Source organism: Pseudomonas sp. 20-5 (assembly GCF_056782835.1).
This window is the reverse complement of record NZ_CM165584.1, coordinates 4,843,514-4,866,128: the sequence shown is the minus strand read 5'-3', so window position 1 is coordinate 4,866,128 and position 22,615 is coordinate 4,843,514. Positions and strand designations below refer to the sequence as shown.

The 22,615-nt window shown below is 66.9% G+C and carries 21 protein-coding genes; 14 read left to right on the top strand and 7 right to left on the bottom strand.

The window, feature by feature from the left end; translation table 11 throughout:
* Positions 1–179: 179 nt before the first annotated feature.
* Complete coding sequence (gene flp, locus AC1RB9_RS22420) at positions 180–398, bottom strand: type 4b pilus Flp major pilin (protein WP_003107380.1); 219 nt, start codon at positions 396–398, stop codon at positions 180–182.
* A gap of 408 nt (positions 399–806) precedes the next feature.
* Between flp and rcpC the strand changes: the two genes are divergently transcribed.
* The 9 genes from rcpC to tadG are packed head-to-tail and all read left to right on the top strand — an operon-like array spanning position 807 to position 9,976.
* The gene (gene rcpC, locus AC1RB9_RS22415; protein ID WP_003107382.1) at positions 807–1,718 is read left to right on the top strand and encodes a type 4b pilus Flp biogenesis protein RcpC; all 912 of its coding nucleotides are present in this window, start codon (positions 807–809) and stop codon (positions 1,716–1,718) included.
* Between the two features lie 13 nt (positions 1,719–1,731).
* Positions 1,732–2,982 carry a type 4b pilus Flp secretin RcpA gene (rcpA, locus tag AC1RB9_RS22410; RefSeq protein ID WP_003110119.1) on the top strand — a complete coding sequence of 417 codons (1,251 nt, stop codon included), beginning with the start codon at positions 1,732–1,734 and terminating at the stop codon, positions 2,980–2,982.
* 9 nt (positions 2,983–2,991) lie between these two features.
* Positions 2,992–4,176 (top strand): type 4b pilus Flp biogenesis protein TadZ, encoded by a 1,185-nt coding sequence (tadZ, locus tag AC1RB9_RS22405; protein WP_003093855.1) that lies wholly within the window; start codon positions 2,992–2,994, stop codon positions 4,174–4,176.
* The gene (tadA, locus tag AC1RB9_RS22400; RefSeq protein ID WP_003103953.1) at positions 4,173–5,438 is read left to right on the top strand and encodes a type 4b pilus Flp biogenesis ATPase TadA; all 1,266 of its coding nucleotides are present in this window, start codon (positions 4,173–4,175) and stop codon (positions 5,436–5,438) included. Before tadZ ends, tadA begins: the two co-directional genes overlap by 4 nt.
* On the top strand, positions 5,435–6,319 hold the full coding sequence (gene tadB, locus AC1RB9_RS22395; RefSeq protein ID WP_003114981.1) for a type 4b pilus Flp biogenesis protein TadB: 885 nt from the start codon (positions 5,435–5,437) through the stop codon (positions 6,317–6,319). Before tadA ends, tadB begins: the two co-directional genes overlap by 4 nt.
* A gap of 9 nt (positions 6,320–6,328) precedes the next feature.
* The gene (tadC, locus tag AC1RB9_RS22390; protein WP_003103955.1) at positions 6,329–7,240 is read left to right on the top strand and encodes a type 4b pilus Flp biogenesis protein TadC; all 912 of its coding nucleotides are present in this window, start codon (positions 6,329–6,331) and stop codon (positions 7,238–7,240) included.
* Positions 7,237–7,974 carry a type 4b pilus Flp biogenesis protein TadD gene (tadD, locus tag AC1RB9_RS22385; RefSeq protein WP_003455267.1) on the top strand — a complete coding sequence of 246 codons (738 nt, stop codon included), beginning with the start codon at positions 7,237–7,239 and terminating at the stop codon, positions 7,972–7,974. Before tadC ends, tadD begins: the two co-directional genes overlap by 4 nt.
* Positions 7,975–7,996: 22 nt before the next feature.
* Positions 7,997–8,281 carry a DUF3613 domain-containing protein gene (locus AC1RB9_RS22380; RefSeq protein WP_003455265.1) on the top strand — a complete coding sequence of 95 codons (285 nt, stop codon included), beginning with the start codon at positions 7,997–7,999 and terminating at the stop codon, positions 8,279–8,281.
* A 24-nt stretch (positions 8,282–8,305) separates the two neighbouring features.
* Positions 8,306–9,976, top strand: coding sequence for a type 4b pilus Flp biogenesis protein TadG (gene tadG / locus AC1RB9_RS22375; RefSeq protein ID WP_003455263.1), 1,671 nt, complete (start codon positions 8,306–8,308; stop codon positions 9,974–9,976).
* Between the two features lie 25 nt (positions 9,977–10,001).
* Here the strand turns inward: tadG and pprB are convergent, their stop codons facing one another.
* Together pprB and fppA are read right to left on the bottom strand one after the other, a co-directional pair.
* Complete coding sequence (gene pprB / locus AC1RB9_RS22370) at positions 10,002–10,829, bottom strand: two-component response regulator PprB (RefSeq protein WP_003114985.1); 828 nt, start codon at positions 10,827–10,829, stop codon at positions 10,002–10,004.
* A 121-nt stretch (positions 10,830–10,950) separates the two neighbouring features.
* Positions 10,951–11,433 carry a type 4b pilus Flp prepilin peptidase gene (fppA, locus tag AC1RB9_RS22365; protein ID WP_003455261.1) on the bottom strand — a complete coding sequence of 161 codons (483 nt, stop codon included), beginning with the start codon at positions 11,431–11,433 and terminating at the stop codon, positions 10,951–10,953.
* A gap of 63 nt (positions 11,434–11,496) precedes the next feature.
* Between fppA and AC1RB9_RS22360 the strand changes: the two genes are divergently transcribed.
* On the top strand, positions 11,497–12,003 hold the full coding sequence (locus AC1RB9_RS22360; RefSeq protein WP_016562302.1) for a TadE/TadG family type IV pilus assembly protein: 507 nt from the start codon (positions 11,497–11,499) through the stop codon (positions 12,001–12,003).
* 9 nt (positions 12,004–12,012) lie between these two features.
* The gene (gene pprA, locus AC1RB9_RS22355; protein WP_003123260.1) at positions 12,013–14,781 is read left to right on the top strand and encodes a two-component system sensor histidine kinase PprA; all 2,769 of its coding nucleotides are present in this window, start codon (positions 12,013–12,015) and stop codon (positions 14,779–14,781) included.
* A gap of 67 nt (positions 14,782–14,848) precedes the next feature.
* Here the strand turns inward: pprA and AC1RB9_RS22350 are convergent, their stop codons facing one another.
* Complete coding sequence (locus AC1RB9_RS22350; protein ID WP_003093821.1) at positions 14,849–16,318, bottom strand: inorganic phosphate transporter; 1,470 nt, start codon at positions 16,316–16,318, stop codon at positions 14,849–14,851.
* A gap of 143 nt (positions 16,319–16,461) precedes the next feature.
* Positions 16,462–16,713 (bottom strand): hypothetical protein, encoded by a 252-nt coding sequence (locus tag AC1RB9_RS22345; RefSeq protein ID WP_010793827.1) that lies wholly within the window; start codon positions 16,711–16,713, stop codon positions 16,462–16,464.
* Positions 16,714–17,146: 433 nt separating this feature from the next.
* Between AC1RB9_RS22345 and AC1RB9_RS22340 the strand changes: the two genes are divergently transcribed.
* Positions 17,147–18,763, top strand: a complete 1,617-nt coding sequence (locus tag AC1RB9_RS22340) for a methyl-accepting chemotaxis protein (protein WP_003455247.1) — start codon at positions 17,147–17,149, stop codon at positions 18,761–18,763.
* On the opposite strand, the gene chrA is transcribed toward AC1RB9_RS22340, so the two are convergent.
* Both chrA and AC1RB9_RS22330 read right to left on the bottom strand, forming a co-directional pair.
* A complete protein-coding gene (chrA, locus tag AC1RB9_RS22335) occupies positions 18,760–19,965 on the bottom strand; it encodes a chromate efflux transporter (RefSeq protein ID WP_003455245.1) in 1,206 nt (401 codons plus the stop codon). The genes AC1RB9_RS22340 and chrA overlap by 4 nt on opposite strands.
* A gap of 54 nt (positions 19,966–20,019) precedes the next feature.
* The gene (locus AC1RB9_RS22330; protein WP_003123257.1) at positions 20,020–20,823 is read right to left on the bottom strand and encodes an AraC family transcriptional regulator; all 804 of its coding nucleotides are present in this window, start codon (positions 20,821–20,823) and stop codon (positions 20,020–20,022) included.
* A gap of 100 nt (positions 20,824–20,923) precedes the next feature.
* On the opposite strand from AC1RB9_RS22330, the gene AC1RB9_RS22325 reads away from it, so the two are divergent.
* Complete coding sequence (locus AC1RB9_RS22325; RefSeq protein ID WP_003093799.1) at positions 20,924–21,814, top strand: DMT family transporter; 891 nt, start codon at positions 20,924–20,926, stop codon at positions 21,812–21,814.
* Between the two features lie 112 nt (positions 21,815–21,926).
* Entirely contained in the window at positions 21,927–22,610 is a 684-nt protein-coding gene (locus AC1RB9_RS22320; RefSeq protein WP_003110110.1) for a lipoate--protein ligase family protein, read from the top strand.
* Positions 22,611–22,615 lie beyond the last annotated feature (5 nt).

The following is a 22,615-nucleotide window of genomic DNA, read 5'->3' as shown; positions in this document are numbered from 1 at the left end:
TCCTGGCAAAAGCCTCAAGAAGGGCGGGGAGCCCAGGCCACCAGGTAGGGAGCTTGCGGGGGAAAGCCATGATCCAGCGCCTGAACGGCAGGCTTTGTAGCACAGTGCCATTACAAAGGCAAAATAGTGGCGCCATGAAAATGGCGCCACTATGGGAAGCGACCGGGAAAGCGCTCGCGTCAGTTCGCTGTCGGAGCCAGCCCGCCGACTTTTTCGCCGACTCCGTCGAAGAAGGCTTTCAGCCCGCCGACGATACCACTGTCCGTGGGACTCAATACGGCAATCAGAGCCACCGCGATCAAACCTGCGATAACCGCGTATTCGATGGCATTTGCCCCTTCTTCGTCCGCCAGGAATGCGCGAAGTTTGCAATACACGAGCAGAGTCAGGTTCTTCATTCTTGTTTGCTCCTCGAACGCGGCAATCACCGAGACAGAGCCCTGCCTCCACGCTGAGGCTAGGCCGATGATGGCGTTTTGCAACAACTAAATGGCATTAGTAGGAGTGGATTAGTCGCAAGGTTATATGGCGAGTTACAAGGCTTGGACTACATCTAATGACAAATTGATATTGATTATCCCAAGTCTAGATTCAGGCCTATCGCCGCATGGTCGAAGTTATGAACTTTGGTTCTTGAATAACGACTGTCTCCAGTCGATAACCCAATGTACCTGCCATGGAAAGCCAGTCCCGGAGTATGGCCATGACACGGACAGCAAGACGCCACTTTTTCTTTTTCGTTCATCGGCGATCGCCGGTGATTTTCCGTTCATCGACCTGTCCGGACGCATAGCAGGGGTCTGCCCATGAATAGCAAGGTGCTGATGGCCCTGGCCGGCCTGCTGCTGCTCGGTGCGGTGTTGCTCGGATACCTCGGCGTATCCATCGGCCGCGCGCCATCGAACGCGCACGCTCCATCCGTGGCGCCGGCTTCGGCGACGGTGGACGCTTCGCTGGAAAAGCTCGAACGCAAGCCGGTGCTGGTGGCCAGTCGCGATCTCCCGGCGCTGGCGGTGATCGGCAAGGACGACCTGAGCGTCGAGCTGTTGCGGACCGCACCGGTCGGTAGCTACGACAGGCCCGAGGCGTTGCTCGGCAAGCGGGTCTGGGTCGCGGTGCCGGCCGGCAGCATTCTTTCCGCCGCGACCCTCGAACCCGGCGGTCCGCTGGCCCGGACCATCCGTCCGGACGAGCGGGCGATGGCGATTGCTGTGGACGAAGTGGTCGGCGGCGGCGGCTTCGTCCTGCCCGGCGACTATGTCGACGTGATGCTCTTCGTGCGTGACGAGCGGGACGGCGAATCGACCCCGCTGGCGCAACTGGTGTTGCCCGGCGTCCGGGTACTGACCTACGGCGAGCGGATCGCCGTGGGCAGCGATGGACAGGACCGCTCGAACCAGGAAAAGGACCCGCGTCCGCCGCGTACCGCGGTGCTGGCGGTACCGGAGGACGGCGTGGCGCGGCTGATGCTGGCGAGCCAGGCCGGTTCGCTGCGCCTGGCCATCCGCAGCAAGGACGAAGAACTCTACCGCAGGGAGCAGGAAGGCGCGCTGCTGCAAGCGTCGCTGGGCGCGCCGAGCGCGGCGCTGAGTCTCGACCAACTGCTGGAGCGCCGCAAACCGACGGCGCCGAGCGTGCGCAGCGCGGCTCCGCGCGTGCCGGTGGCCAACGGGGTCACGGTCTACCGTGGCAGCGCCATGACCCATGAAGTGCCTTGAGGGGAGCCGGCATATGCATCGGAGCACCGGGATAGGCGTGTCGCGCTGGCTGGGAGGGCTGCTGGGGGTGGCGTTGGCGCTGCCGGCACTGGCTTTGCCGCAGGGCTGCATCGAGTTGCTGGCGCAGGCGCCGCGGGTCGACGTCGTCCAGGGACAACAGCGTGACCTGCGCCTGGCGGTGCCGATCGAACGGCTGGCCATCGGCGATCCGAAGATCGCCGACGTACAGTTGCTGGATCGTCGCGGCTTCCTGGTCACCGGCAAGGAACAGGGCTCCACCAGCCTGCTGATCTGGACCGGCTGCAGTCCCGAGCCGTTGCGCAGCCTGGTGGAGGTCGAGGGACGCGGTAGCGTCGATACCCGCGGTGCTCCAGCGTTCACCGCCGGCGCCGCGGAGGAGCTACCGAACCAGGTGCAGACCGATATCCGCTTCGTCGAGGTCAGCCGCAGCAAGCTGAAGCAGGCCAGCACCTCGTTCGTCCGGCGCGGCGGCAACCTCTGGGTGCTCGGTGCGCCAGGCAGCCTCGGCGACATCAAGGTCAATGCCGACGGCAGCGGCCTGGGCGGCACCTTCGGCACCGGCAGCTCGGGATTCAACCTGATCTTCGGCGGCGGCAAGTGGTTGAGCTTCATGAATGCCCTGGAGGGCAGCGGCTTCGCCTATACCCTGGCGCGCCCGAGCCTGGTGGCGATGAGCGGGCAGAGCGCGTCGTTCCTCGCCGGCGGCGAGTTTCCGATCCCGGTGCCGAACGGCACCAACGACAACGTCACCATCGAATACAAGGAGTTCGGCATCCGCCTGACCCTCACCCCGACGGTGATGAACAACCGCCGCATCGCTCTCAAGGTGGCGCCGGAGGTCAGCGAACTGGACTACAGCGCCGGCATACAGAGCGGCGGGGTGGCGGTGCCGGCACTGCGCGTCCGGCGCACCGACACCAGCGTGATGCTGGCCGATGGCGAGAGTTTCGTGATCAGCGGGCTGACCAGCAGCAACTCGGTGAGCAACGTCGACAAGTTTCCCTGGCTGGGCGACATCCCGATCCTCGGTGCGTTCTTCCGCTCGACCAAGCTGGACAAGGACGACCGCGAGCTGCTGATGATCGTCACCCCGCACCTGGTCCAGCCGCTGGCCGCCGACGCACAGTTGCCGGACCTGCCCGGAGAGGGCCTGCGGCACTACGATCCGGGGTTCTCGCGCCTGTACTTCCTCGAGCGCGGCGAGTACGACGGCCAGCAGAACGACACCGGTCTGTCGGATTAGGAGGCGCGCATGAACCAGAACTTCGTGGCGCTGACCCAGCATCCCGGCGAACTCGACTGGTTGCAGAACAGCCTGGCGTCCGCCGGCCAGGTGGTTCCGGCAGGCAGCGCCAGCCTGGAGGAGCTGCTGGCGCTGCTCGACGTCACCGCCGCCGGGGTGCTGTTCATCAGCCTCGGCAAAAGCAACCTGGTGTCCCAGGGCGCGCTGGTCGAGGGATTGGTATCGGCGCGGCCGATGCTCTCGGTGGTGGCCATCGGCGACGGCCTGGACAACCAGTTGGTGCTGGCGGCGATGCGCGCCGGCGCGCGCGACTTCATCACCTACGGCGCCCGCGCCAGCGAGCTGACCGGGCTGATCCGGCGCCTCGGCGGACGCCTGCCCAGCGTGCCGGTGAGCGCGGCGCGCCAGGGCGAGCTGCTGACCCTGGTCAGCGCCCGACCGGACGCCGACGGCGCCTTCGTCGCCTTGCACCTGGCCAAGGCGTTGCAGGAGCAGACGCCGAACCAGGTCCTGCTGCTGGACGTCGGCCAGCCCACCGGCGAGGCGCTGGCGATCCTCGGCCTGGACTCGGCCTTCACCTTCAGCGATGCCTTGCGCAACCTGCGGCGCCTCGACCAGACCCTGATCGACAGCGCCTTCACCCGCCTCGACAGCGGCCTGCGGATACTCAGCCTGACCGACGAGCCCGGCGTGCTGGAGCGAGTCACCACCGCCGAACTCTATCTGTTGCTGGGCAACCTGCGCGGGGCGTTCAGCCATGTGGTGGTCAACCTCACCGGGCTGCCCGAGGGCGAGCTGAGCAACCAGTTGCTGGTGCAGGCCAACCGCGTGCTGTGGATGGTCGACCAGAGCGTGCCGTCCTGCAAGAAGGGCCTGGAGCGCCTGCGCCGCCTGCGCGAGCGCAACCTGCCGTTGCCCTCCATCGAGTTGCTGATCGAGCGCTACCTGCCCAATGTGGCGCCGGACCAGCAGGCCCTGAGCCGGATGTTCGACCTCGATCTGTTCGGTGTCCTGCCGTTGTCCCCGGAATCGCGCCTGCGCGCGAAGAACCTCGGCAAGAGCCTGTTCGAGGTGGCGCCGCGCGACCCATTGGCGGCCAAGCTGCGGCAACTGGCGGACAGCCTGTGCGTGACACGCGGCGAGCGCCGTTCGCTGCTGTCCTGGCTCGGCCGGGCCAAGGCGGCGCTGCTATGAGCACGGGATTCGGCGCGCGTCCTGACGGCGGTGCCTTCCACTCCCGCCAGGAGCAGGACATCCAGGCGCTGAAGCTGCGCCTGCACCGCTACATCATCGACGAGATCGACGAAGACGGCATGAACCTGCTGGAGGGCGCGCGCTCCGCCGTGGTCCAGTACGTCTCGGAAAAGGTCTGCGAATACGGCTCGCGCCATCAACTGGCGATCTCCCGCTACGAACTGGACCGCCTGGCCGAAGAGGTGGTCGACGAACTCACCGGCTTCGGCCCGCTGGAGATCCTCCTGCGCGATCCCGGCGTCTCGGAAATCCTCGTCAACGGGCCGGGCCGGGTGTTCGTCGAGCGGGAAGGGCGGCTCTACCAGAGCGACCTGCGCTTCATCGACGACCACCATGTGCTGCGGGTGATCCAGCGTATCCTCGCGCCCCTCGGCCGACGCCTGGACGAGTCCAGCCCGATGGTCGACGCGCGCCTGCCGGACGGCAGCCGGGTCAACGCGATCATTCCCCCGGTGGCGCTGGACGGGCCGTGCATCTCGATCCGCAAGTTCAGCCAGGAGCTGCTGCGCAGTGCCGACCTGCTGGCCTACCAGAGCGTCGACGAAGCCTTGCTCGAGTTCCTCCGCCAGGCGGTCTCGCGCCGCTGCAACATCCTCATCAGCGGCGGCACCGGCACCGGCAAGACCACCTTGCTCAACGTCATCAGCGGCTTCATCGACGAACGCGAGCGGATCGTCACCATCGAGGACACCGCCGAGCTGCAACTCGGCCACGACCACGTGGTGCGCCTGGAGACCCGTCCGCCGAACGCCGAGGGCTACGGCGAGGTGACCGCCCGCGACCTGATCCGCAACGCCCTGCGGATGCGCCCGGACCGGATCATCCTCGGCGAGATCCGCGGCGTCGAGGTACTCGACGTGCTGCAGGCGATGAACACCGGCCACGACGGCTCGATGAGCACGGTGCACGCCAACTCGGCGATGGATTCGCTGCTGCGCATGGAGATGCTGGTCGGCCTGACCGGCAACAGGCTGCCGGAGCAGACCTTGCGCCTGATGATCTGCGCCGCGCTGGACGTGGTGGTGCAGATCACCCGCCTGGCCAGCGGTCGGCGTTGCATCAGCGAAGTGCTGGAGGTGCTGGAGGTGCGCGACGGCGTGTACGTCACCAATACCCTGTTCAGTCTCGACCGGCGCGGTAGCGGGCAGTTCGTCCGCCAGGCCGCGCCGGTCGGGCAGAAATTCCGCCAGGCGCTGCTGTGAACGGCGCGCAACTGCTGGTGCTGTTCAGCGGCGTGCTGGCTTTCGCCGCGCTGGCCCTGGCGTTCATGGGCTGGCGCGCCGGGCGCAACGAACTGGTGGTTGAACGGCTGCTGGGACGCCAGGAGGCGGTCGCGGTGCGGCCGCGCAGCAGTCACTGGCTGGCTCGCCAGATGCGTCGCGCCGGTATCCAGCGCCCGCGCCCGTGGTTGTTCGGGGCGGCAGTGCTCGCGCTGCTGCTGGTCTGGAGCGGATTGGGCCTGTTCGGCACCATCGGCGCGCTAGGCGGCCTGCTACTGGCGGCGCTGTCCTGCCGCGTCGCCCTGGGCATGCTCTACCAGCGCCGCCTGAAGCGAATGATCCGGCAGATGCCGCGTTTCCTCGACCAGGTAGTGCGCAGCCTGCACGCCGGGCGCACGCTGGGCGACGCGCTGATGCAGGCAGTGGAGAATGCCGAGGAGCCGCTGCGCGACATCTTCACCCTGGCGCGCAACCACGTGCTTCTCGGCATCCACCTGCCGGAGGCGTTGCAGGAAGTCGCCGAACTCTACGAGGTTGAGGAGCTGCGCATCCTCGCCCTGGGCGTCTCGGTCAACCACCGTTATGGCGGCAATACCAGCGACCTGCTGGACAGCATCGTCAAGCTCATCCACGAGCGCGAGAAGCTCAGCCGGCAGTTGCACGCGATGACCGGCGAGACACGGATCAGCGCCTATGTCCTGGCCGGCGTGCCGAGCGCCCTGGGCGGCTACATCCTGGCGAGCAACCCGGGCTATCTGCTGAACATGTGGGCCGACGGCACCGGGCGTTTCCTGCTCCTGGCCTCGCTCGGGCTGCAACTGCTCGGCTGCTATGCGCTGTGGCGCATGCTCAAGAGCGTCTAGGAGGTGGCCATGCAGGCACAGTGGCTGATTTTCGCGGCGCTCCTGATGGCGGTCGGCGGTGCCTTGTTGCTGTTGCTCCAGGCGCGCAACGGCAGCCGCGAGCAGCGCCTGATCGAGAGGCGCCTGGGAGCGCTGGCCAACCCTGGCGGCTCGACCAGGTGGCTGGCCGGCATGACCGAGCGGATGGACGACAGCTTCTGGGTGCGGCGCCTGCAACTGATGGACAGCGAGGCCCGCCAGTTGCTGCAACAGGCCGGCTGGCACGAGAGTCGCTACCGGACCCTGTACCTGATCTCGGTGTTCCTCACGCCGCTGCTGTTCGTTCTCCTGGTCTTGCTGGTCAAGCTGCTGCGCGCCGAGAGCGAGGCGTCCTACGCGGTGCCGCTGCTGTTCGCCGCCGGCATCGGTTTCCTCCTGCCCAAGCAGGTGCTCAAGCACTTCGCCAAGGCGCGCCGGGCGCTGATCGCCGACGAGATGATCCTGTTCGTGCAACTGATCCGCATCCTCTTCGACGCCGGCCTGACCGTGGAGCAGACGCTGCGCGTGGTCTGCCTGGAAGGCCGCGGGATCACCCCGCAACTGGCCCGCGAGCTGGACCTGGCGCTGACCCGTGCCGACAACGGCATCGACCTGGCGGAAGAGCTGGAGGCGCTTGCCCGGCGCCTGCAGGTGGACCCGCTGAACGACTGCTGCGGCGTGCTACGGCAGATGTTGCGCCAGGGCGGCAGTGCGCGCAGCACCCTGCTGACGCTCAAGCAACTGTTCGAAGACCGGCGCCTGACCACCTTGCAGGAACGCATCGGCAAGCTGTCGGCGAAGATGAGCCTGGTGATGATGGTGCTGCTGTTCCCGGCGCTGCTGATCGTCCTCGCCGGTCCGGGCGTCATCGCGATCACCAAGGCCTTGGGAGGACTGGGATGAAAGCACTGATCGGCATCGGCCTGTGCGCCGCCCTGCTCGGCGGTTGCGCCGCGCTGCCGGGGCGGGACGGCCCACGGGAGTGTTCGCAGCAGCTCGGCCAGGAGCAGGAACTGCAGATGAACATGGTCCGCGACATGATCCGCGAGGGCCGCCTGCATGCGGCCCTGGCCAACCTGGAAAGCATGCCGCCGGGGTTGCTCGACGTGCGCGAGGAAAGGGCGCTGATCCTGCGCCGGATCGGCGACCCGCGGGCCAGGGCCGAGTACCAGGCCCTGCTGGAAACCTGCAAGGCAGCCGAGGCGCACCACGGCCTCGGCCTGCTCGCCCTGCGCAATGGCGACAGCGCCCGGGCGGTCCTCGAGCTGCGCGAGGCGGCGCGCCTGCGGCCGACCGAGAGCCGCTTCCGCAACGACCTGGGGGTCGCCCTGCTCAAGCGCGGCGACCGTGTCGGCGCGCGCTTCGAATTCATCACTGCGCTGGAGTTGCAGCAGGGTGGCAAGCTGCCGGCGACCAACCTGCTCGGCCTGCTGTACCTGCAAGGCGACCGGGAAGATGCGCAGCGCCTGATCGAGCGTTTGCAGCTGGATGCCCGGGACATCCGCGCGGCCGAGGCGCGGGCGCGCAGCTGGGGTGCCGTACCGACACCCGGCGCGGCGCCGGCAAGCGACGACCCGCTGGCGGAACTGCCGGCGGAGGCGAATATGCATACCGCGATGGCCAACGAGGCGCCCTGAGCCGGCGCCGGAGAGGTGAACCATGCACGAGCGAATCCTGTTCGGCGTCTTGCTGCTCCTGTCCGGCACGGCCTGGGCCGCGGACACGCCGGCGGTCCGTCCTGCCGCGCCAGCGACGGCCGAACCGCAGACCGCCACCCGCGCCTGGCTGGCCATCCAGGCGACCGGCCGGGCCGCCAGCCCGGTTCGGCAAAGCGCGACCGCCGCCGAGCGCCAGCGTGCCTACCAGCGCTACCTGAAAAGCTATGAGCACGAGATTCCCGAGTACCTGCTGGAAGATCGCGGCTTCGGCGAGAGCAAGAACTGACGGTTCCTGGCGGAGGGGCAGGGCATGAACGGATGGCCTGCAAGACAGCGCGGGGCGATCGGCATCCTGGCGGCGACCACCCTGCTGCTGGCCTTGATCTGCCTGTTGCTGGTGGTGGATACCGGGCGGCTCTACCTGGAGCAGCGCAACCTGCAGCGAGTGGCGGACGTGGCGGCGCTGGAGAGTGCCTCCCAGGGAGCCTTGTGCGGCGACCAGAGTTCTGCCCAGGCGACGTCTTTCGCCAAGGCCAGCGCGATGCTCAACGGGTTCGATGCGGACGCCGCCGGCTCCAGCCTGTCGGCGGAGGTCGGCGGCGTGCTGAGTGCCGGCGGCCTGCGCAGTTTCATAGCCAGCGCGTCGAACGCGGCTGCCGCCAACGAGGCGGTGCATGTCGAGGTGACCAAGAGCGTTCCCGGCAGCCTGGTCGCCAACCTCGGGGGACTGTTCGGCGGCGGCAATGCCAACGTCGATCTCCGCGCAGAGGCCGTGGCGCGACGCCTGCCGAACGCCACGATTTCCGCAGGCACGGGGCTGGCGAGCGTGAACAGTGGCCAATCGGCGTTGCTCAACCCCATCCTGAGCGGATTGCTGGGCACCCACATCGATCTCTCGGCGGCGGCCTACAACGGTATCGCCGACGCGAAGCTCAGTGTGCTGGACATTCTCGGCGCGGATGGAATGGGCTTGATCGGGGTCGATACCAGCCTGGGGACCATCGAACAGTTGTTGAATACCAACGTCGGCTTGCAGCAGGTACTCGCCGCCAGCGTGAACGTCCTGGCGAAGAACGGCGTAGCCTCGGTCGAGGTCCTGAGAGCGCAATTGGTGGGGGTAAAGTCGGCCACGTTGAAACTGGGAGACTTGCTGGGGCTGAGCGCCGGCGAGGTGAACAGCATGTCGCAGCTGGATACGGCGATCAATGCGCTGGATCTCATCATGGCGGTTGCCCAGGTCGCCAACAAGAATTCCGCGGTCGCCGTGAACCTGGGTATCCCTGGATTGGCCAATGCACGGCTCACGGTCGTAGAGCCGAAGAGGATCGTCTCCGGGCCGCCAGGGCAGGATGAGAGCGGTGCCTGGCGCACGGAGGTGCGCCAGTCCCAGGTACGACTTACGGCGGACATCGATTCCGGGTTCCTGTCCATTCTCGCCACCACGAAACTGCAACTGGCCATCGAAGGCGCGTCGGGAGCCGTCTGGCTGAAAAGCATGGCCTGTACCCGCCCGGATACCGCGTTGGACTTCGGCTGGAGAAGCAGCGGAGCGACGATAAAGATCGGCAGTCCGGCCAACATCGATCAGGTCGGCTCGATTCTGGTGCTTGGCGGCTTGGTGCGATTGGATCTCAAGCTCGATACCTCGATCGCCGGCAGCTCGGGCGATACGCGATTCAACGTGAAAGCCGACGGTTCCGATCTCGTCCAGAGCCGCAGGTTGCCGGAAAGCGGCTTTCTCGCCAGTACCCTGAAAACCAGCATCAACGTCAATCCCGTGGTGCTCGGACTGTGCTTGCCTTTGCTGTGCGGCTCGACGGCGCTCACCGACCTCATCGTGAATTCCGTGGTGGCACCTCTGGTCGATGGGCTGCTGACGCCGATCCTGAATCTGGTCCTGCCCTTGCTGGGGGTACAACTTGGATACATCGACGCGGAGATTCTGAAGGTCGATGTCGGCAGGGCGGAACTGCTGATCTAGCAGGTCCGCCGGGCCATCGCGCCTGTCAGTGCACCACCGCTCCGCTGCCCTGCTGCATCGCCGCAGGCGACAGGGCCAGCGCCAGCTGTGTGCGGTTGTGCATATGCATCAGGCGCAGCACCTGGGAGACGTACAGCTTCACCGTGTTCTCGGTGATGCCCAGCTCGTAGGCTATCTGGTAGTTGGTCAGGCCCTTGCTCACCAGCCGCGCCACCGCCTGCTGGCGGGGCGACAGCTTGCCGAACAGCGGATTGCTCGGGGACACCTGGCTTTCCGCGACCGGCGCCGGCGGCGCGGACGGCTGGCTGTCTTCGCTCCTGAGGGCGCTCGGCTGGCTGTTGCCGTGTACCTCGTACTTGATCTTGTGGATGTCGCGGTAGATCGAGTTCAGCGATTCGGCGAGGTATTCCAGGCGCTGGTTGACGTGGCTCAGGCTCAACTGGCTGCGGACGCGCTCGTGCAGGCGGCTCTCCAGGCGTTCGAGGCCATGCAGCAGTTCCTGCGGCGCCACCGGTTTCTGGTAGTAGTCGGCGGCGCCGACCCGCATGGCCTCGATCACTTCCTGGCGGCCATCGTGACCGGTGAGGATGATCGATTCGAAGAACCTGCCGTTGCCGGCGACTTCCTTGAGGCTCTCGATCAGGCGGATACCGTTGTCCTGGCCCAGGTAGAGGTCGCAGATGACCAGGCCGATGTTCGGGTCGGCCTGGAAGCTGGCGATCGCCGACTCCCGGTGGGTGCTGGTTACGCAACGGTAGCCACTGTTTTCCAGCAGTTCGCGGAGTTCCGAGGTCACCTGGGGTTCATCATCGATGATCAAGACGCTGAAATGCCGCGAGGCCGGTTTGTCCATGGTCATACGCTCCATTTGCTTATTTTGTTTTTTAACAGGGGACGTGCATTGGAATGCAGCCATACCGAATGGTATTAGCCATAAGCATATAGTCGCTAAGTGAGGTTTTCCGCAAGTTTGCTCAGATAATTTTATTGATAATCAGATGTGCCAAAAGGCCGGCGCCCATGGCGAATATAAAAGGGAATGACTTGTTTTTTGACGGTGCCCTTCGAAGGCGAACTTCTTCATTCATTGCGGACTTTTCTACCGAACGTTTGAATAATCTGACGAGGATGAATAGCGCGATGCAGAGCAGGCAGCCGAAGGCCAGGCTATAGAGCACCGTAAGTGGGTCGCTGGCCAGCCCCAGCGCGGCCAGGTACTTGACGTCGGCGGCGCCGAGCCTGCCGAGAAGGTAGCCGGGAAGGCTGAGGCAGACGCCTATAAAAAGTGCGGTCATTGCCATATTAACCGTAGCGCCGGTCAGGCTTGACTCTTTCACATATAAATAAACAAAGGAAATAAGAAAACCGCCCAGGATAAGCCAGTTGGAGACGCGCAAACGTTTGATGTCCTGATATCCGCAAACGCTTGCCCACAAGGCCAGTGCTAATTGCTCCATCCTGTTCTTCAGCCTTTTTTCGACATCTGGATTAATACCTTTTCAGTAACGTTGGCGGAGCGAATGAAGACTAGTATTAAGGATGCGGATCGGGGATGTCAGCTCATGCTCGGAAAAGCTTTCCGGCGACGCCAGCACGGCGCCGTCGCCATCGAATTCACAGCGATCTTCCTGCTGTTTTTCGCGCTGGTCTACGGCCTGATCAGCTACAGCATTCCTTTGCTCATGCTGCAGTCGTTCAACGATGCCGCTGCCGTGGGGGCCCGTGCGGCGATCGCTGTCGATCCCTCCGATGCGGGCTACGAGAGCCTCGCCGAAGCCCGTGCCAGGGACGAGTTGCTCGCACGCCTGGACTGGATGCCGGCGGCCTGGCGAGCGAACCTCCAGCCTTGTGCCGGTAATGGCCAGTACGCCGACTACGTCAGCGCCACGTCGCGGATCGAGGTCTGCGTGCAGTACCCGTACGGCGATCCGGGCAAGGCGATCATCCCCGTGCTGAGCTTCCCCGGCATCGGCGCGATTCCCAACCTGCCGCAGACGCTGAAGGCGAGTGCCAACCTGTTGCTGTGAGGTGGTCGCATGTTCGAATTTTCCCGCTCGTCGTCCGCCGAGGCCGAGAGGCCGGAACCCTTTTCGCAGGAAGGCCCCGCCCTCTGGAGCGCTTCGCTGAGGAGTTGGGACCTGTGCTTCGAGATGGACGAACAGGACCGCGTGATCCGGGTCGGCGGGCGGCAGGCGTATCGTCTGCAGTGCGCCCATGGGCTTGGCGAACAGCCGCGGCCTTTCGCCGAGTATCTGGAGCGGCGCGCCCCCGGTGCGCCGACGCTGGCCGGCCTGCGCCGGGGCGAGCGTCTCGACCTGACGCTGCGCAGCGATGCCGCCGCGCCATTGACCTGTCGTTTCCAGCCGATGCAGCCGCTCGACGGCCTGGGACGCTCGCTGCTGCTGGGCATGGACATCTCCGACCTCAACTGGCAGTCCGACAGCCAGCAGCACCAGTTGCAGAGCCTGAGCCTGGGCAAGCTGATCCTTTCGCGTCTGCGCCATGTCTCCCACGGGCACCTGGCGGAGGCGGTCCAGGAGATTCTCGAATCGCTCTCCGGCGCGTTCCAGATGCAGGCTATCGCCCTGCTGCTGGGCGACGGCAAGGGTTTCTGCACGGTCTTCGCCAGTCATGTGCGGCCTGGCAGCGACAGTTTGCTGCGACCGACCCTGCAACTCGCCGACGACGACCTGCGCGAAGGGGCGGGCGCGCGCTTGCTACGCCGTGGCGAAGGCGCCTCGACGCTGCTCCGGCAGATCGGCGAGGACGCGCTCTACCTGGTGCCGGCGGCGATGCGCGGTGGCCGCCTGGGGGCGTTGCTGGTCCGGCCGATGTCGCTGGAGCAGCTCGCCCAGGGGCCCGCGCCGCAGGACTGGCAATACCTCGCGGAACTGCTGGCGAACCAGGTGGCGGACCGCTGCGAACTCCACGAGCAGCACGACAGTTCGCGCAAGCTGGGGCTGTTGCAGGAGATGATCGGCGGCGGCTGGTGGCGTTACTGGGCGGAGCAGGAACTCTTCGAACTGGCGCCGGCCTTGCACGATAGCCTGGGGTTGACCGGCGAGTATCGTCGGGTGCCGCTGGAACACCTGCAGGGCCTGCTGCAACCGGCGGACGCCGACGAGCTCGGCCTGCGCCTGCGTGCCAGCCTGCGCAGCGGCCAGGCGCTGGCCCAGGACCTTTGCCTGCGTCAGCCGGATAGCCGCGGCGAGCGCCGCTGGCTGCGCATCGAGGGCCGGCCGCTGGGACGCGGCAGTGCCCTGGGGCTGTCCGGCGTGCTGCTCGACATCAGCGAAGGCCGGCGCCAGGAGGAACGGGCACAGGCGGCCCACGCGCGGTTGCGCAGCCTGATCGACAGTGCGCCGGTGGTGATCTATGTCCAGCGGGTCGAGCAGGGGCACCTGGTGCCGGAGTTCTACAGCGAAAGCGCGAGCAACCTGCTCGGCCTCGACCTGCAGGGACAGAGTTGGCAGGCGCTCGCCGAGCGGGTGCATCCGGATGATCTGGAGGCCTTTTTCGCCCGCGGCCGCGAGCTGCTTCGCGAGGGCCGGGTGAAGACCCGCTATCGCCTCGCCGATGGCCAGGGCAACTGGCACTGGCTCTACGACGAAGCCAAGCTGCTGCGCGATGCCCAGGGCCTGCCCAGCGAGGCGGTGGGCCTGTGGCTGGACGTGACCGAGCAGCACCTGGCGGCACAGCGTATCGCCGAGAGCGAGGAACGCTACCGGGTCCTGGTGGAGGATTCGCCGGCGCTGATCTGTCGCTATACCGCCGACCTGGTGCTGACCTACGTGAACCGGACCTTCGCCGATAGCCTCGCGACCAGCCCGGAGCGCCTGGTCGGTCGCCGGCTCGACGAGTGGCTGGCGGCGGAAGACGCCAGCGCCTTGCGCGCGCGTCTGCTGGGTTCGCCGCGGGAGGGCGCCAGCGAGGTGCCGGAACTGCGCTTCAACCTGCCGGGGCAACGTTTTCTCTGGCTGGTGTGGGCCGAGCGACCGTTGTTCGACGCCCGGGGCGAATTGTGCGAGGTACAGGCGGTGGGACGCGACAACACGCCGGTGCGTCGGGCCCAGCAGCAACTGGCGCAAGGCGCCAAGATGGCCAGCCTGGGGGAGATGGTCAGCGGCCTCGCCCACGAGGTGAAGCAGCCGCTGCACGTGCTGCGCATGACCCTGTTCAACATGCGCCAGCGGATGAACAGCGTCGGCCTCGACGGCGACTACCTGGGCGAGAAACTGGAGCGCATGGATGCCCAGGTCCTGCGCGTCGACCGCCTGGTCAGCCACCTCGGCGTGTTCAGCCGCAAGTCGGCGCTGGAGGCGCTGCCGTTCGACCCCTATGCCGCCTTCGAAGGCGCCCTGGGCCTGCTCGGCGAGGGGCTGCGTCAGCACGCCATCGAGGTGGAGTGCCCGGCGCCGACGCAGCGGATGGTGGTACGAGGGCAGGCGGACCAGTTGGAACAGGTGATCATCAACCTGCTCGCCAACGCCCGCGATGCCCTGCTTGGCAATCCCGGCCTGGCCAGCCGGCGTGTTCGCCTGGAGCAGGTGGCTTGCCGCGAACCGGGCTGGGTCGAATTGCACGTGCACGACAACGGCGGTGGGATCGAACCGCTCCTGCTGGAGCGGATATTCGAACCCTTCTTCACCACCAAGGCGGAGGGCAAGGGTACCGGCCTGGGTCTCTCGGTCAGCCACGATCTGGTGCGCAACATGGGCGGTAGCCTGACGGCGGCCAACCAGGGGGAGGGTGCGTTGTTCGTGGTTCGCTTGCCGCTGGCGGCGCCCGCCGAGGCGGGCGGATGACGTCGGTGGGAGCGCGGCAAAAAAACGCCTGCGGACAAGCAGGCGTTTTTTCAACCGGCGAGGCGGCTCAGATGAATTGCGAGGCCAGCCAGAACAGGCCGGCGGACAGCGCCATCGAAGTCGGCAGGGTGAGTACCCAGGCCATCAGGATGTTGCGCACGGTGCCGCCGTGCAGGCCGCTCTTGTTCGCCACCATGGTCCCGGCCACGCCGGAGGACAGCACGTGGGTGGTGGACACCGGCAGGCTGTAGATGTTGGCCATGCCGATGGCGGCGGCGGCGGTGATCTGCGCGCTCATGCCCTGGGCGTAGGTCATGCCCTGCTTGCCGATCTTCTCGCCGACGGTGAGCACTACGCGCTTCCAGCCGACCATGGTGCCGATGCCGAGAGCCAGGGCCACCGCGATGATGACCCAGAACGGCGCGTATTCGGTGGTCGCGGTCAGGTCCTTGCGTAGCTTCTCGAGGTCGGCCTTCTCCCGCGCCGGCAGGTCGGACAGCTTGCCGACCTTCTTCGCGGTGTCGTCCAGGCACAGCAGGTAGCGACGCACCTGCACGCGCTCGTCGGCGTCCAGGTCGTTGTAGCTGGGCACGCCGCGCAGGTCGCGGAGCAGCGCGTTGATGGTCGGCTCGGTCTGTTTCGGATCGCAGCGGTAGAACTGCGGCATCTCGCTGCCATTGCTCTTGCCCAGGGCCAGCATGTCGCCGAGGGTATCGGTGTGGCGCTGGTAGAACTGACTGAGGTGCAGGGCGGCGTCGCGGGTGCGCTCGATCTGGTAGGTGGTGCTGTTCAGGTCGAGGACGAACTTGGCCGGGACGATGCCGATCAGTACCAGCATGATCAGGCCGATACCCTTCTGGCCGTCGTTGGAGCCATGGACGAAGCTTACCGCCATGGCGGAAAGCACCAGCACCAGGCGGTTCCAGAACGGCGGGTGCTTCTTCTCGTCGAGTTCGCGACGGGTTTCCGGGGTCTTGTGCATCTTCGACAGCGGACGCCACCACTTCAGTCCGAGCAGGACCAACGCGGCGACCATGAAGCCGGCCAGCGGCGAGAAGATCAGCGACAGGCCGATGTCGATCGCCTTCTGCCAGTTGATCCCTTCGGCCAGCGGCACGTCGGTGATCAGCGCATTGGCCAGGCCGACGCCGAGGATCGAGCCGATCAGGGTGTGCGAGCTGGAGGCCGGGATGCCGAAGTACCAGGTGCCGAGGTTCCAGGCGATGGCGGCGGCGAGCAGGGAGAAGACCATCGCCAGGCCATGGCCGGTGTTCACGTTGATCAGCAGCTCCACCGGCAGCAGGTGAACGATGGCGTAGGCCACGCCGACACCGCCGAGCAGCACGCCGAGGAAGTTGAACACACCGGAGAGCATCACCGCCCGGTAGGGGGACATCGCTTTGGTGTAGATGACGGTGGCCACCGCGTTGGCAGTGTCGTGGAAGCCGTTGATGAACTCGAAGGTGAGGACGAAGGCCAGGGCCAGCACCAGGCTGATACCCACCCAGGCATCGAGCCCGCTGAAAAGATCGAACATGTGAGAAACCGGTCAGAGACGGGGCGGCGATTATGCCAGATGCGTTTTTATCCGTCTGGAACTCCGGAAGGTTGCCATTGTCGCGGGCAACGCCCCGTCGCATCGGGCTTTGCGGGAAAAACGAAACAGATTGAAACGCTTCGTTATCCGTCGCTCTCCTGTCGGTTGGAGGTAAATGGAATGGGGTCCGCTGCTTCCTGCCCGGCCTTGAGACGCTCTTCTTCGATCTTCTGCAGTTCTCTGTCGAACGCCTGCTCCTGAACGGTTGGGCGTTTGCGCCAGGGCTTGCGGTCGGGTTCCGGCTGGGCGGCATAAAGCGTCACTTCGCCGCCGTACACGTCCTTGTAACGCTGTTCCTCGCGCGCCAGCGCGGCACGCAATTCGTCTTTCGTCACGGGTGGTCCTGAGTCCAAAAAGAGCGGGCCCGATAGCGACCAGGCTGGGCGGAAGCGGGGTCCGGCCAGCGCCGGTTGGGAGTCTAGTCGACCGCTACCGGCTGTAAATGGGCGCGGAATTATAACGTGGGCTCCGGGCTTGTCATACGGTGTCGGCCGACGGACGGCAGGACGGAAGTTCTTCGAGCGTCCCCTGGAAATGCGGCGAAGCCCCCATGGATCAAGGCCTGGCCGACGCGTCCGGGGTGTTCTCCGCCTTTCGTCGCGGCCTGCGCTAGTCGAATGCCAGCCATTGGCCATACCACTAAGGAACGATGGCGGCGCTTCCGGGGGCGGGCTACAAACCGGACTACAAGTCAAATAAAGAAGCCCCGCCGTCGCCCGTCCGACCCCAGGGTCATGACGCAACGCCCCGGAGGCCGGAGATTTACTCATGCAGCCCGCTCGTTCCCGCATCCTCTTCGTCTGCCTGTTGCAGAGCCTGGCCCTGGTTCTCCTGCTGGTCGGCGCCCGGCATGGCTGGCTGCCGCTGTACCTGGCCCTGCCGCTCGGCGTGGCGCTGCTCTGGTTGCCCTGGCTGCTTCCCGGCAACCGCACGGCGGTGGCGACCGTCGGCGAGCCCGACATCGCCCGGCTGGCTCGCGACCTGTCCCATAACACCAGCCAGAACGCCTTGTCGGCCGCCGGCGTGGCGTTCTCGGTGAAGCGCCTGGCGGAGAAGCTGCAATCCCAGCTCGACGCCGCCGAACAGATCGTCGGCAGCGCCGAAGTGATGATCCACACCGAGCGCGCCACCTCCAATCTGGCGCGCCAGGCCATGGACGCCGCCACCCGGGCGCGCGCCGGCAGCGACGAAGGCCAGGTGCTGCTGGCCTCGACCATCGAGCGCATGCATCGGCTCAGCGAGCGGATGGGCGCCAGCCGCGAGGCGATCGAGGCGCTGAACCAGCGCAGCGAGGACATCCAGCGGGTCACCCTGGTGATCCAGGGCATCGCCAGCCAGACCAACCTGCTGGCCCTCAACGCGGCCATCGAGGCGGCCCGCGCCGGCGAGCATGGGCGCGGCTTCGCGGTGGTTGCCGAAGAGGTGCGCGGCCTGGCCGGACGTACCGCCGAGGCCACCGAGGAAGTCGGCCAGATGGTCGCCGAGATCCAGCGCCAGACCAGCGAGGTGGTCGAGCAGATCCGCCAGCTTTCCGAAGAGTTGGGGGAAGGGGTCGGCCAGGTCGAGCTGACCGGTCGGCAACTGGAAGGCATTGCCGAACTGGCGGCCGGGGTGGAAAGCCAGATTACCGAGATCGCCCAGGGCGCCGAGATCAACCGCAGCCAACTCGCCAGCCTGTTCGCCGCGGTCGAGCAGGTGCGCGGCGACCTCAGCGCCAGCGAGGAACAGACCCTGCGCCTCGGCGAAGCTGCCAGCCAGTTGGAGAACCAGGCCGAGGTGATCAGCGAGCGCCTCGCCGAGGTCAGCCTGGACGCCTACCACCAGTCGGTCTACGACCTCGCCCGGGAGGGCGCGGCGGCTATCGCCGCTCGCTTCGAGGAGGACGTGCGCAGCGGGCGCATCGACCTCGACGACCTGTTCGACCGCAGCTACCAGCCGTTGCCCAATACCCAGCCGACCAAGTACCGGACCCGCTTCGACAGCTACACCGACCAGGTCCTGCCGGGCATCCAGGAGCAGTTGCTGGAGCGCAACCGCAACTTGGTATTCGCCATCGCCTGTACCCCCGAAGGCTACGTGCCCACCCACAATCGCGCCTTCGCCCATCCGCCCAGCGGCGACCCGCAGACGGACGCGTTGCGCAGCCGCAGCAAGCGCCTGTTCAACGACCGCACCGGGATTCGCTGCGGCAGCCACCAGCAGCCGCTGTTGCTACAGACCTACACCCGTGACACCGGCGAGCTGATGCACGATCTTTCGGTGCCGATCTTCATCCACAGCAAGCACTGGGGCGGCCTGCGCCTCGGCTACCGGCCGGAGGGCGCGGAGCCGGGCAAGGCGGCCGCGCCGGCGGCGCAGGGGCTGAGCCTGACCTTGAACGGCTAGCCGGCTGTGGCGATCAGGCCGCCGGCCACGGCGCAGGCGAGCACCACTTGCCAGGGCGGCGTCTTCCAGGCGAGCAGGGCCAGCAGGGCGAAGAGCAGCAGGGCGAAGTCGGCCGGGCGCAGGATGCCTTCGGTCCAGAGCGGCTGGTACAGCGCCGCCAGCAGCAGGCCGACCACCGCCGCGTTGACCCCGGCCAGCGTTGCCCGTACCCGGCGTTCGTGGCGCAGGCGTTCCCAGAATGGCAAGGCACCGGCGACCAGCAGGAACGATGGCAGGAAGATCGCCAGCAGGCACAGCAGCGCGCCGCTCCAGCCGTTCGGCGCCGGGCCCGAGGCTGCGCCGAGGAACGCGGCGAAGGTGAAGAGCGGGCCCGGTACCGCCTGGGCGGCCGCGTAGCCGGCGAGGAAGGTATCGCCGTCGACCCAGCCCTTGGGTACCACTTCCGCCTGCAGCAGCGGCAGCACCACATGGCCACCGCCGAATACCAGCGAGCCAGCCCGGTAGAACGCGTCGAGCAGGCGCAGCCAGTGTTCCGGCCAGAGGCGCGCGGCCAGCGGCAGGCAGACCAGCAGCACGGCGAACAAGGTGAGGAACAGCAGCGCGCCGCGGTAGCCGATGGCGATCGGCAGCCGCTCGTGGCCTTCCACTGCTTCCGTTTTCAACAGGGCGAGGCCGGCCAGGCCGGCACCGGCGATCACCGCGACCTGGGTCCAGGCAGTGGGCCAGGCCAGCACGCTCGCGCAGGACAGCGCCATCAGCGTCAGGCGCGGGCGATCCGGGCACAGGCTGCGACCCATGCCCCAGACCGCCTGGGCCACCACCGCCACCGCGGCGATCTTCAGGCCATGCAGCACGCCCTCGGGCAACAGCGCGCCCCAGCGTCCCAGGCCGAGAGCGAAGAGCACCAGCAGCAACGCCGAGGGCAGGGTGAAACCGAGCCAGGCGGCGAGGGCGCCGGGATAGCCGGCGCGGGCCAGGCCGAGGGCCATGCCGACCTGGCTGCTGGCGGGGCCGGGAAGGAACTGGCAGAGGGCGACCAGGTCGGCGTAGCTGCTTTCGCTCAGCCAGCCGCGGCGGCGGACGAACTCGTCGCGGAAATAGCCGAGGTGGGCGATGGGCCCGCCGAAGGCGCTGCAGCCCAGCTTGAGGAAGGCGAGGAACACCGCGAGGGCGGTGTCGGGATGGCGGCTGGCGGTTGGCATGCGAACTCCGGATGGTGGCTGCTGCGAGCATAGCCGCAACGCATGCACGGCGGGTTACAGCATCGGCATGTCCTGGGTGCGGCTGGCCAGGCGGTATTGTTCCGGTGTGGTGCCGGCCAGCCGGCGGAACATCGAGATGAACGCCGAGGGGCTGCTGTAGCCGAGGTCGAAGGCGATCTGCTGGATCCCCCTGCCGGCTTCCAGCGCCTCGATGGCCGCGAGGAAGCGCAGGCGTTGGCGCCATTCGCCGAAGGTCATGCCCAGTTCGCGCTGGCAGTGCCGGGCCAGGGTTCGCTCGGTGCTGTGCACCTGCTGCGCCCATTGCGCCAGCGAGCGGTTGTCGCCCGGCTCGGCCTGCAGTGCGTCGAGCACCTCGCGCAGCGCCGGGGTACGGCCGTAGGGCAGGTAGTCGTCGTGGGGCTGGGCGCATTCCAGCTGGTCCATGACGACCCGGGCCAGGCGCAGGTCCTGCGCCGAGGTCGGCAGGTTGACCCCGCGCTCGGCGAAGTCCGAGAGGATCGCCTTGAGGATCGCGCTGATCGCCAGGGTGCAAGGTGTCGCCGGCAGGCGTCGTGACAGTTCGGCGGAGAGGTACAGCGAGCGGTAGACGATGGCCTGGCTGTTGTAGCAGCTGTGCACCCGCTCCGGTGGTATCCATACCGCGTATTGCGGAGGTGAGAGGAAGCGCTGGCCGTCGATCTCCAGCTGCATCACGCCATGGGCTGCATAGTTGAGCTGGCCCCAGGCGTGGGTGTGCGGCGGCGAATGGGTGTCGGCGCCGAACTCGTCATAGCGGAAATAGACGTCGAAAGACTGCCCCTGGAGATCGGGAAGGCGCAGCAAGGTGGTGGTCGACATGTCCGAACCTACGGGTGGTTTGTCTGGAATTCATTATACGTCTGTATTCGGACTGGCTCAGAATGGCCGCGTATTCCTTTTTCATAGTGCGGAACCTCCCATGCAATACCTGTTTCCCCTGCTGGCCGTGTTCATCTGGGCCGGCAACACCGTCGTCAACAAGCTCGCCGTGGGGATCATCCAGCCCGCCGAGATCGGTTTCTTCCGCTGGCTGCTGGTCGGCCTGGCGCTGACGCCCTTCATGCTCGGCCCGGTGCTGCGCAACCGCCGCTACATCCTCGCCAACCTCGGCAAGTTCGTGGTCCTCGGCCTGCTCGGCATGGCCGTCTACCAGAGCCTGGCCTACTACGCGGCAGCGCTGACCAGCGCCACCAACATGGGCATCATCCTGTCGCTGATGCCCCTGATGTCGCTGGGCCTGGCCAGCAGCATCCTGGCCCACCGGCTGAACGCCGGGGCGCTGCTCGGCGCGCTGGTGTCGCTGGCCGGCGTGGTGCTGGTGATCTCCCAGGGCCATCTCGGCGCTTTGCTGGAGCATGGAGTGAATCTCGGCGACGCGATGATGATCGTCGCCACCCTGGCCTATGCGGTGTACAGCGTGCTGCTGAAAAAATGGAGCCTGAAGCTGCCGGCCATGCAACTGCTCTACCTGCAGGTGCTGGTGGCGATCCTCGCCCTGCTGCCGCTGTACCTGCTGTCGCCGCGCACCGGCCTGAACGCCGCCAACCTGCCGCTGGTGCTGTACGCCGCGCTGTTCGCCTCGATCGTCGCCGCGCTGGCCTGGATGCACGGTGTCGCCCGTCTCGGGCCGAGCCGGATGGCGCTGTTCTTCAACCTGCTGCCGATCATCACCGCCTGCATCGCCACCCTGGTGCTCGGCGAGCGCCTGACCGTCCATCACCTGGTCGGCGGCGCGCTGACCCTGGCCGGGGTCCTGCTGGCCGAGTTCTGGCAGCGCCGCCCGGCCCGTCTGCGCTCGGCAACCTGCTGATTTCCCGGCAACTTCCTCGCGATTACGGCGCACGGAGGCGCCGCCACTGGCTATCATAGGCAGCGCTCCCCGCGTGGGAGCCGAGCCGTGCCAGCCTGGAAGAGGAAGAATCGTGGTCGAAGTGTTTTCCGTGCAGGATGGGCTGGACGCCGAGCGCGCCCTGCTCGACGAGGTGTGTGGCGGTGCCCGCGAGCATGGCCTGTTGCTCTGGCAGCCGTGCGATCGGGCGCTGGTCATGCCGCGCCGGATGGAGCGCCTGGAAGGATTCGCGCCGGCCAGCGCAGCGGTCGCCGAACGCGGCTGGCCGGTGCTGCTGCGCGATACCGGCGGCGAGCCGGTGCCGCAATCGCCGGGCGTGCTGAACATCGCCCTGTCCTATGCGCTGGGGCCCGGCGACAACGAGCAGACCCGTATCGAAACCGCCTACCTGCGGCTGTGCCAGCCGATCTGCGACTGGCTCCGCGAGCGCGGCCTGGACGCCGGCGTGGGCGCCGTGGCCGGTTCCTTCTGCGACGGCCGCTACAATGTCACCCTGGATGGGCGCAAGCTCGCCGGGACCGCGCAACGCTGGCGGCGCAACGGCGCCGGCCGGCCGGTGGTGCTGGCGCACGCGGCGCTGCTGGTCGGCGCCGAGCGCGAGGAGATGGTCGAGGTGGTCAACACCTTCACCCGCCGTTGCGCCAGTGCCCCGGATTGCCAGGCGGACAGCCATCTCGGCCTGAGCGAGCGCTGGAGCGATTTCCGCATGGCCGACAGCCTCGAACTGGAACGACGCTTCGTCGCCGCCCGATCCTGACCTCT

Bases quoted from the DNA above. Each gene is read 5' to 3' on its own strand.
- AC1RB9_RS22350 (WP_003093821.1), bottom strand. From the start codon at position 16,318: ATGTTCGATCTTTTCAGCGGGCTCGATGCCTGGGTGGGTATCAGCCTG.
- tadA (WP_003103953.1), top strand. From the start codon at position 4,173: ATGAGCACGGGATTCGGCGCGCGTCCTGACGGCGGTGCCTTCCACTCC.
- AC1RB9_RS22380 (WP_003455265.1), top strand. From the start codon at position 7,997: ATGCACGAGCGAATCCTGTTCGGCGTCTTGCTGCTCCTGTCCGGCACG.
- pprB (WP_003114985.1), bottom strand. From the start codon at position 10,829: ATGGACAAACCGGCCTCGCGGCATTTCAGCGTCTTGATCATCGATGAT.
- flp (WP_003107380.1), bottom strand. From the start codon at position 398: ATGAAGAACCTGACTCTGCTCGTGTATTGCAAACTTCGCGCATTCCTG.
- AC1RB9_RS22360 (WP_016562302.1), top strand. From the start codon at position 11,497: ATGAAGACTAGTATTAAGGATGCGGATCGGGGATGTCAGCTCATGCTC.
- fppA (WP_003455261.1), bottom strand. From the start codon at position 11,433: ATGGAGCAATTAGCACTGGCCTTGTGGGCAAGCGTTTGCGGATATCAG.
- AC1RB9_RS22340 (WP_003455247.1), top strand. From the start codon at position 17,147: ATGCAGCCCGCTCGTTCCCGCATCCTCTTCGTCTGCCTGTTGCAGAGC.
- AC1RB9_RS22325 (WP_003093799.1), top strand. From the start codon at position 20,924: ATGCAATACCTGTTTCCCCTGCTGGCCGTGTTCATCTGGGCCGGCAAC.
- chrA (WP_003455245.1), bottom strand. From the start codon at position 19,965: ATGCCAACCGCCAGCCGCCATCCCGACACCGCCCTCGCGGTGTTCCTC.
- tadC (WP_003103955.1), top strand. From the start codon at position 6,329: ATGCAGGCACAGTGGCTGATTTTCGCGGCGCTCCTGATGGCGGTCGGC.
- rcpA (WP_003110119.1), top strand. From the start codon at position 1,732: ATGCATCGGAGCACCGGGATAGGCGTGTCGCGCTGGCTGGGAGGGCTG.
- tadG (WP_003455263.1), top strand. From the start codon at position 8,306: ATGAACGGATGGCCTGCAAGACAGCGCGGGGCGATCGGCATCCTGGCG.
- rcpC (WP_003107382.1), top strand. From the start codon at position 807: ATGAATAGCAAGGTGCTGATGGCCCTGGCCGGCCTGCTGCTGCTCGGT.
- tadZ (WP_003093855.1), top strand. From the start codon at position 2,992: ATGAACCAGAACTTCGTGGCGCTGACCCAGCATCCCGGCGAACTCGAC.
- pprA (WP_003123260.1), top strand. From the start codon at position 12,013: ATGTTCGAATTTTCCCGCTCGTCGTCCGCCGAGGCCGAGAGGCCGGAA.
- tadD (WP_003455267.1), top strand. From the start codon at position 7,237: ATGAAAGCACTGATCGGCATCGGCCTGTGCGCCGCCCTGCTCGGCGGT.
- AC1RB9_RS22330 (WP_003123257.1), bottom strand. From the start codon at position 20,823: ATGTCGACCACCACCTTGCTGCGCCTTCCCGATCTCCAGGGGCAGTCT.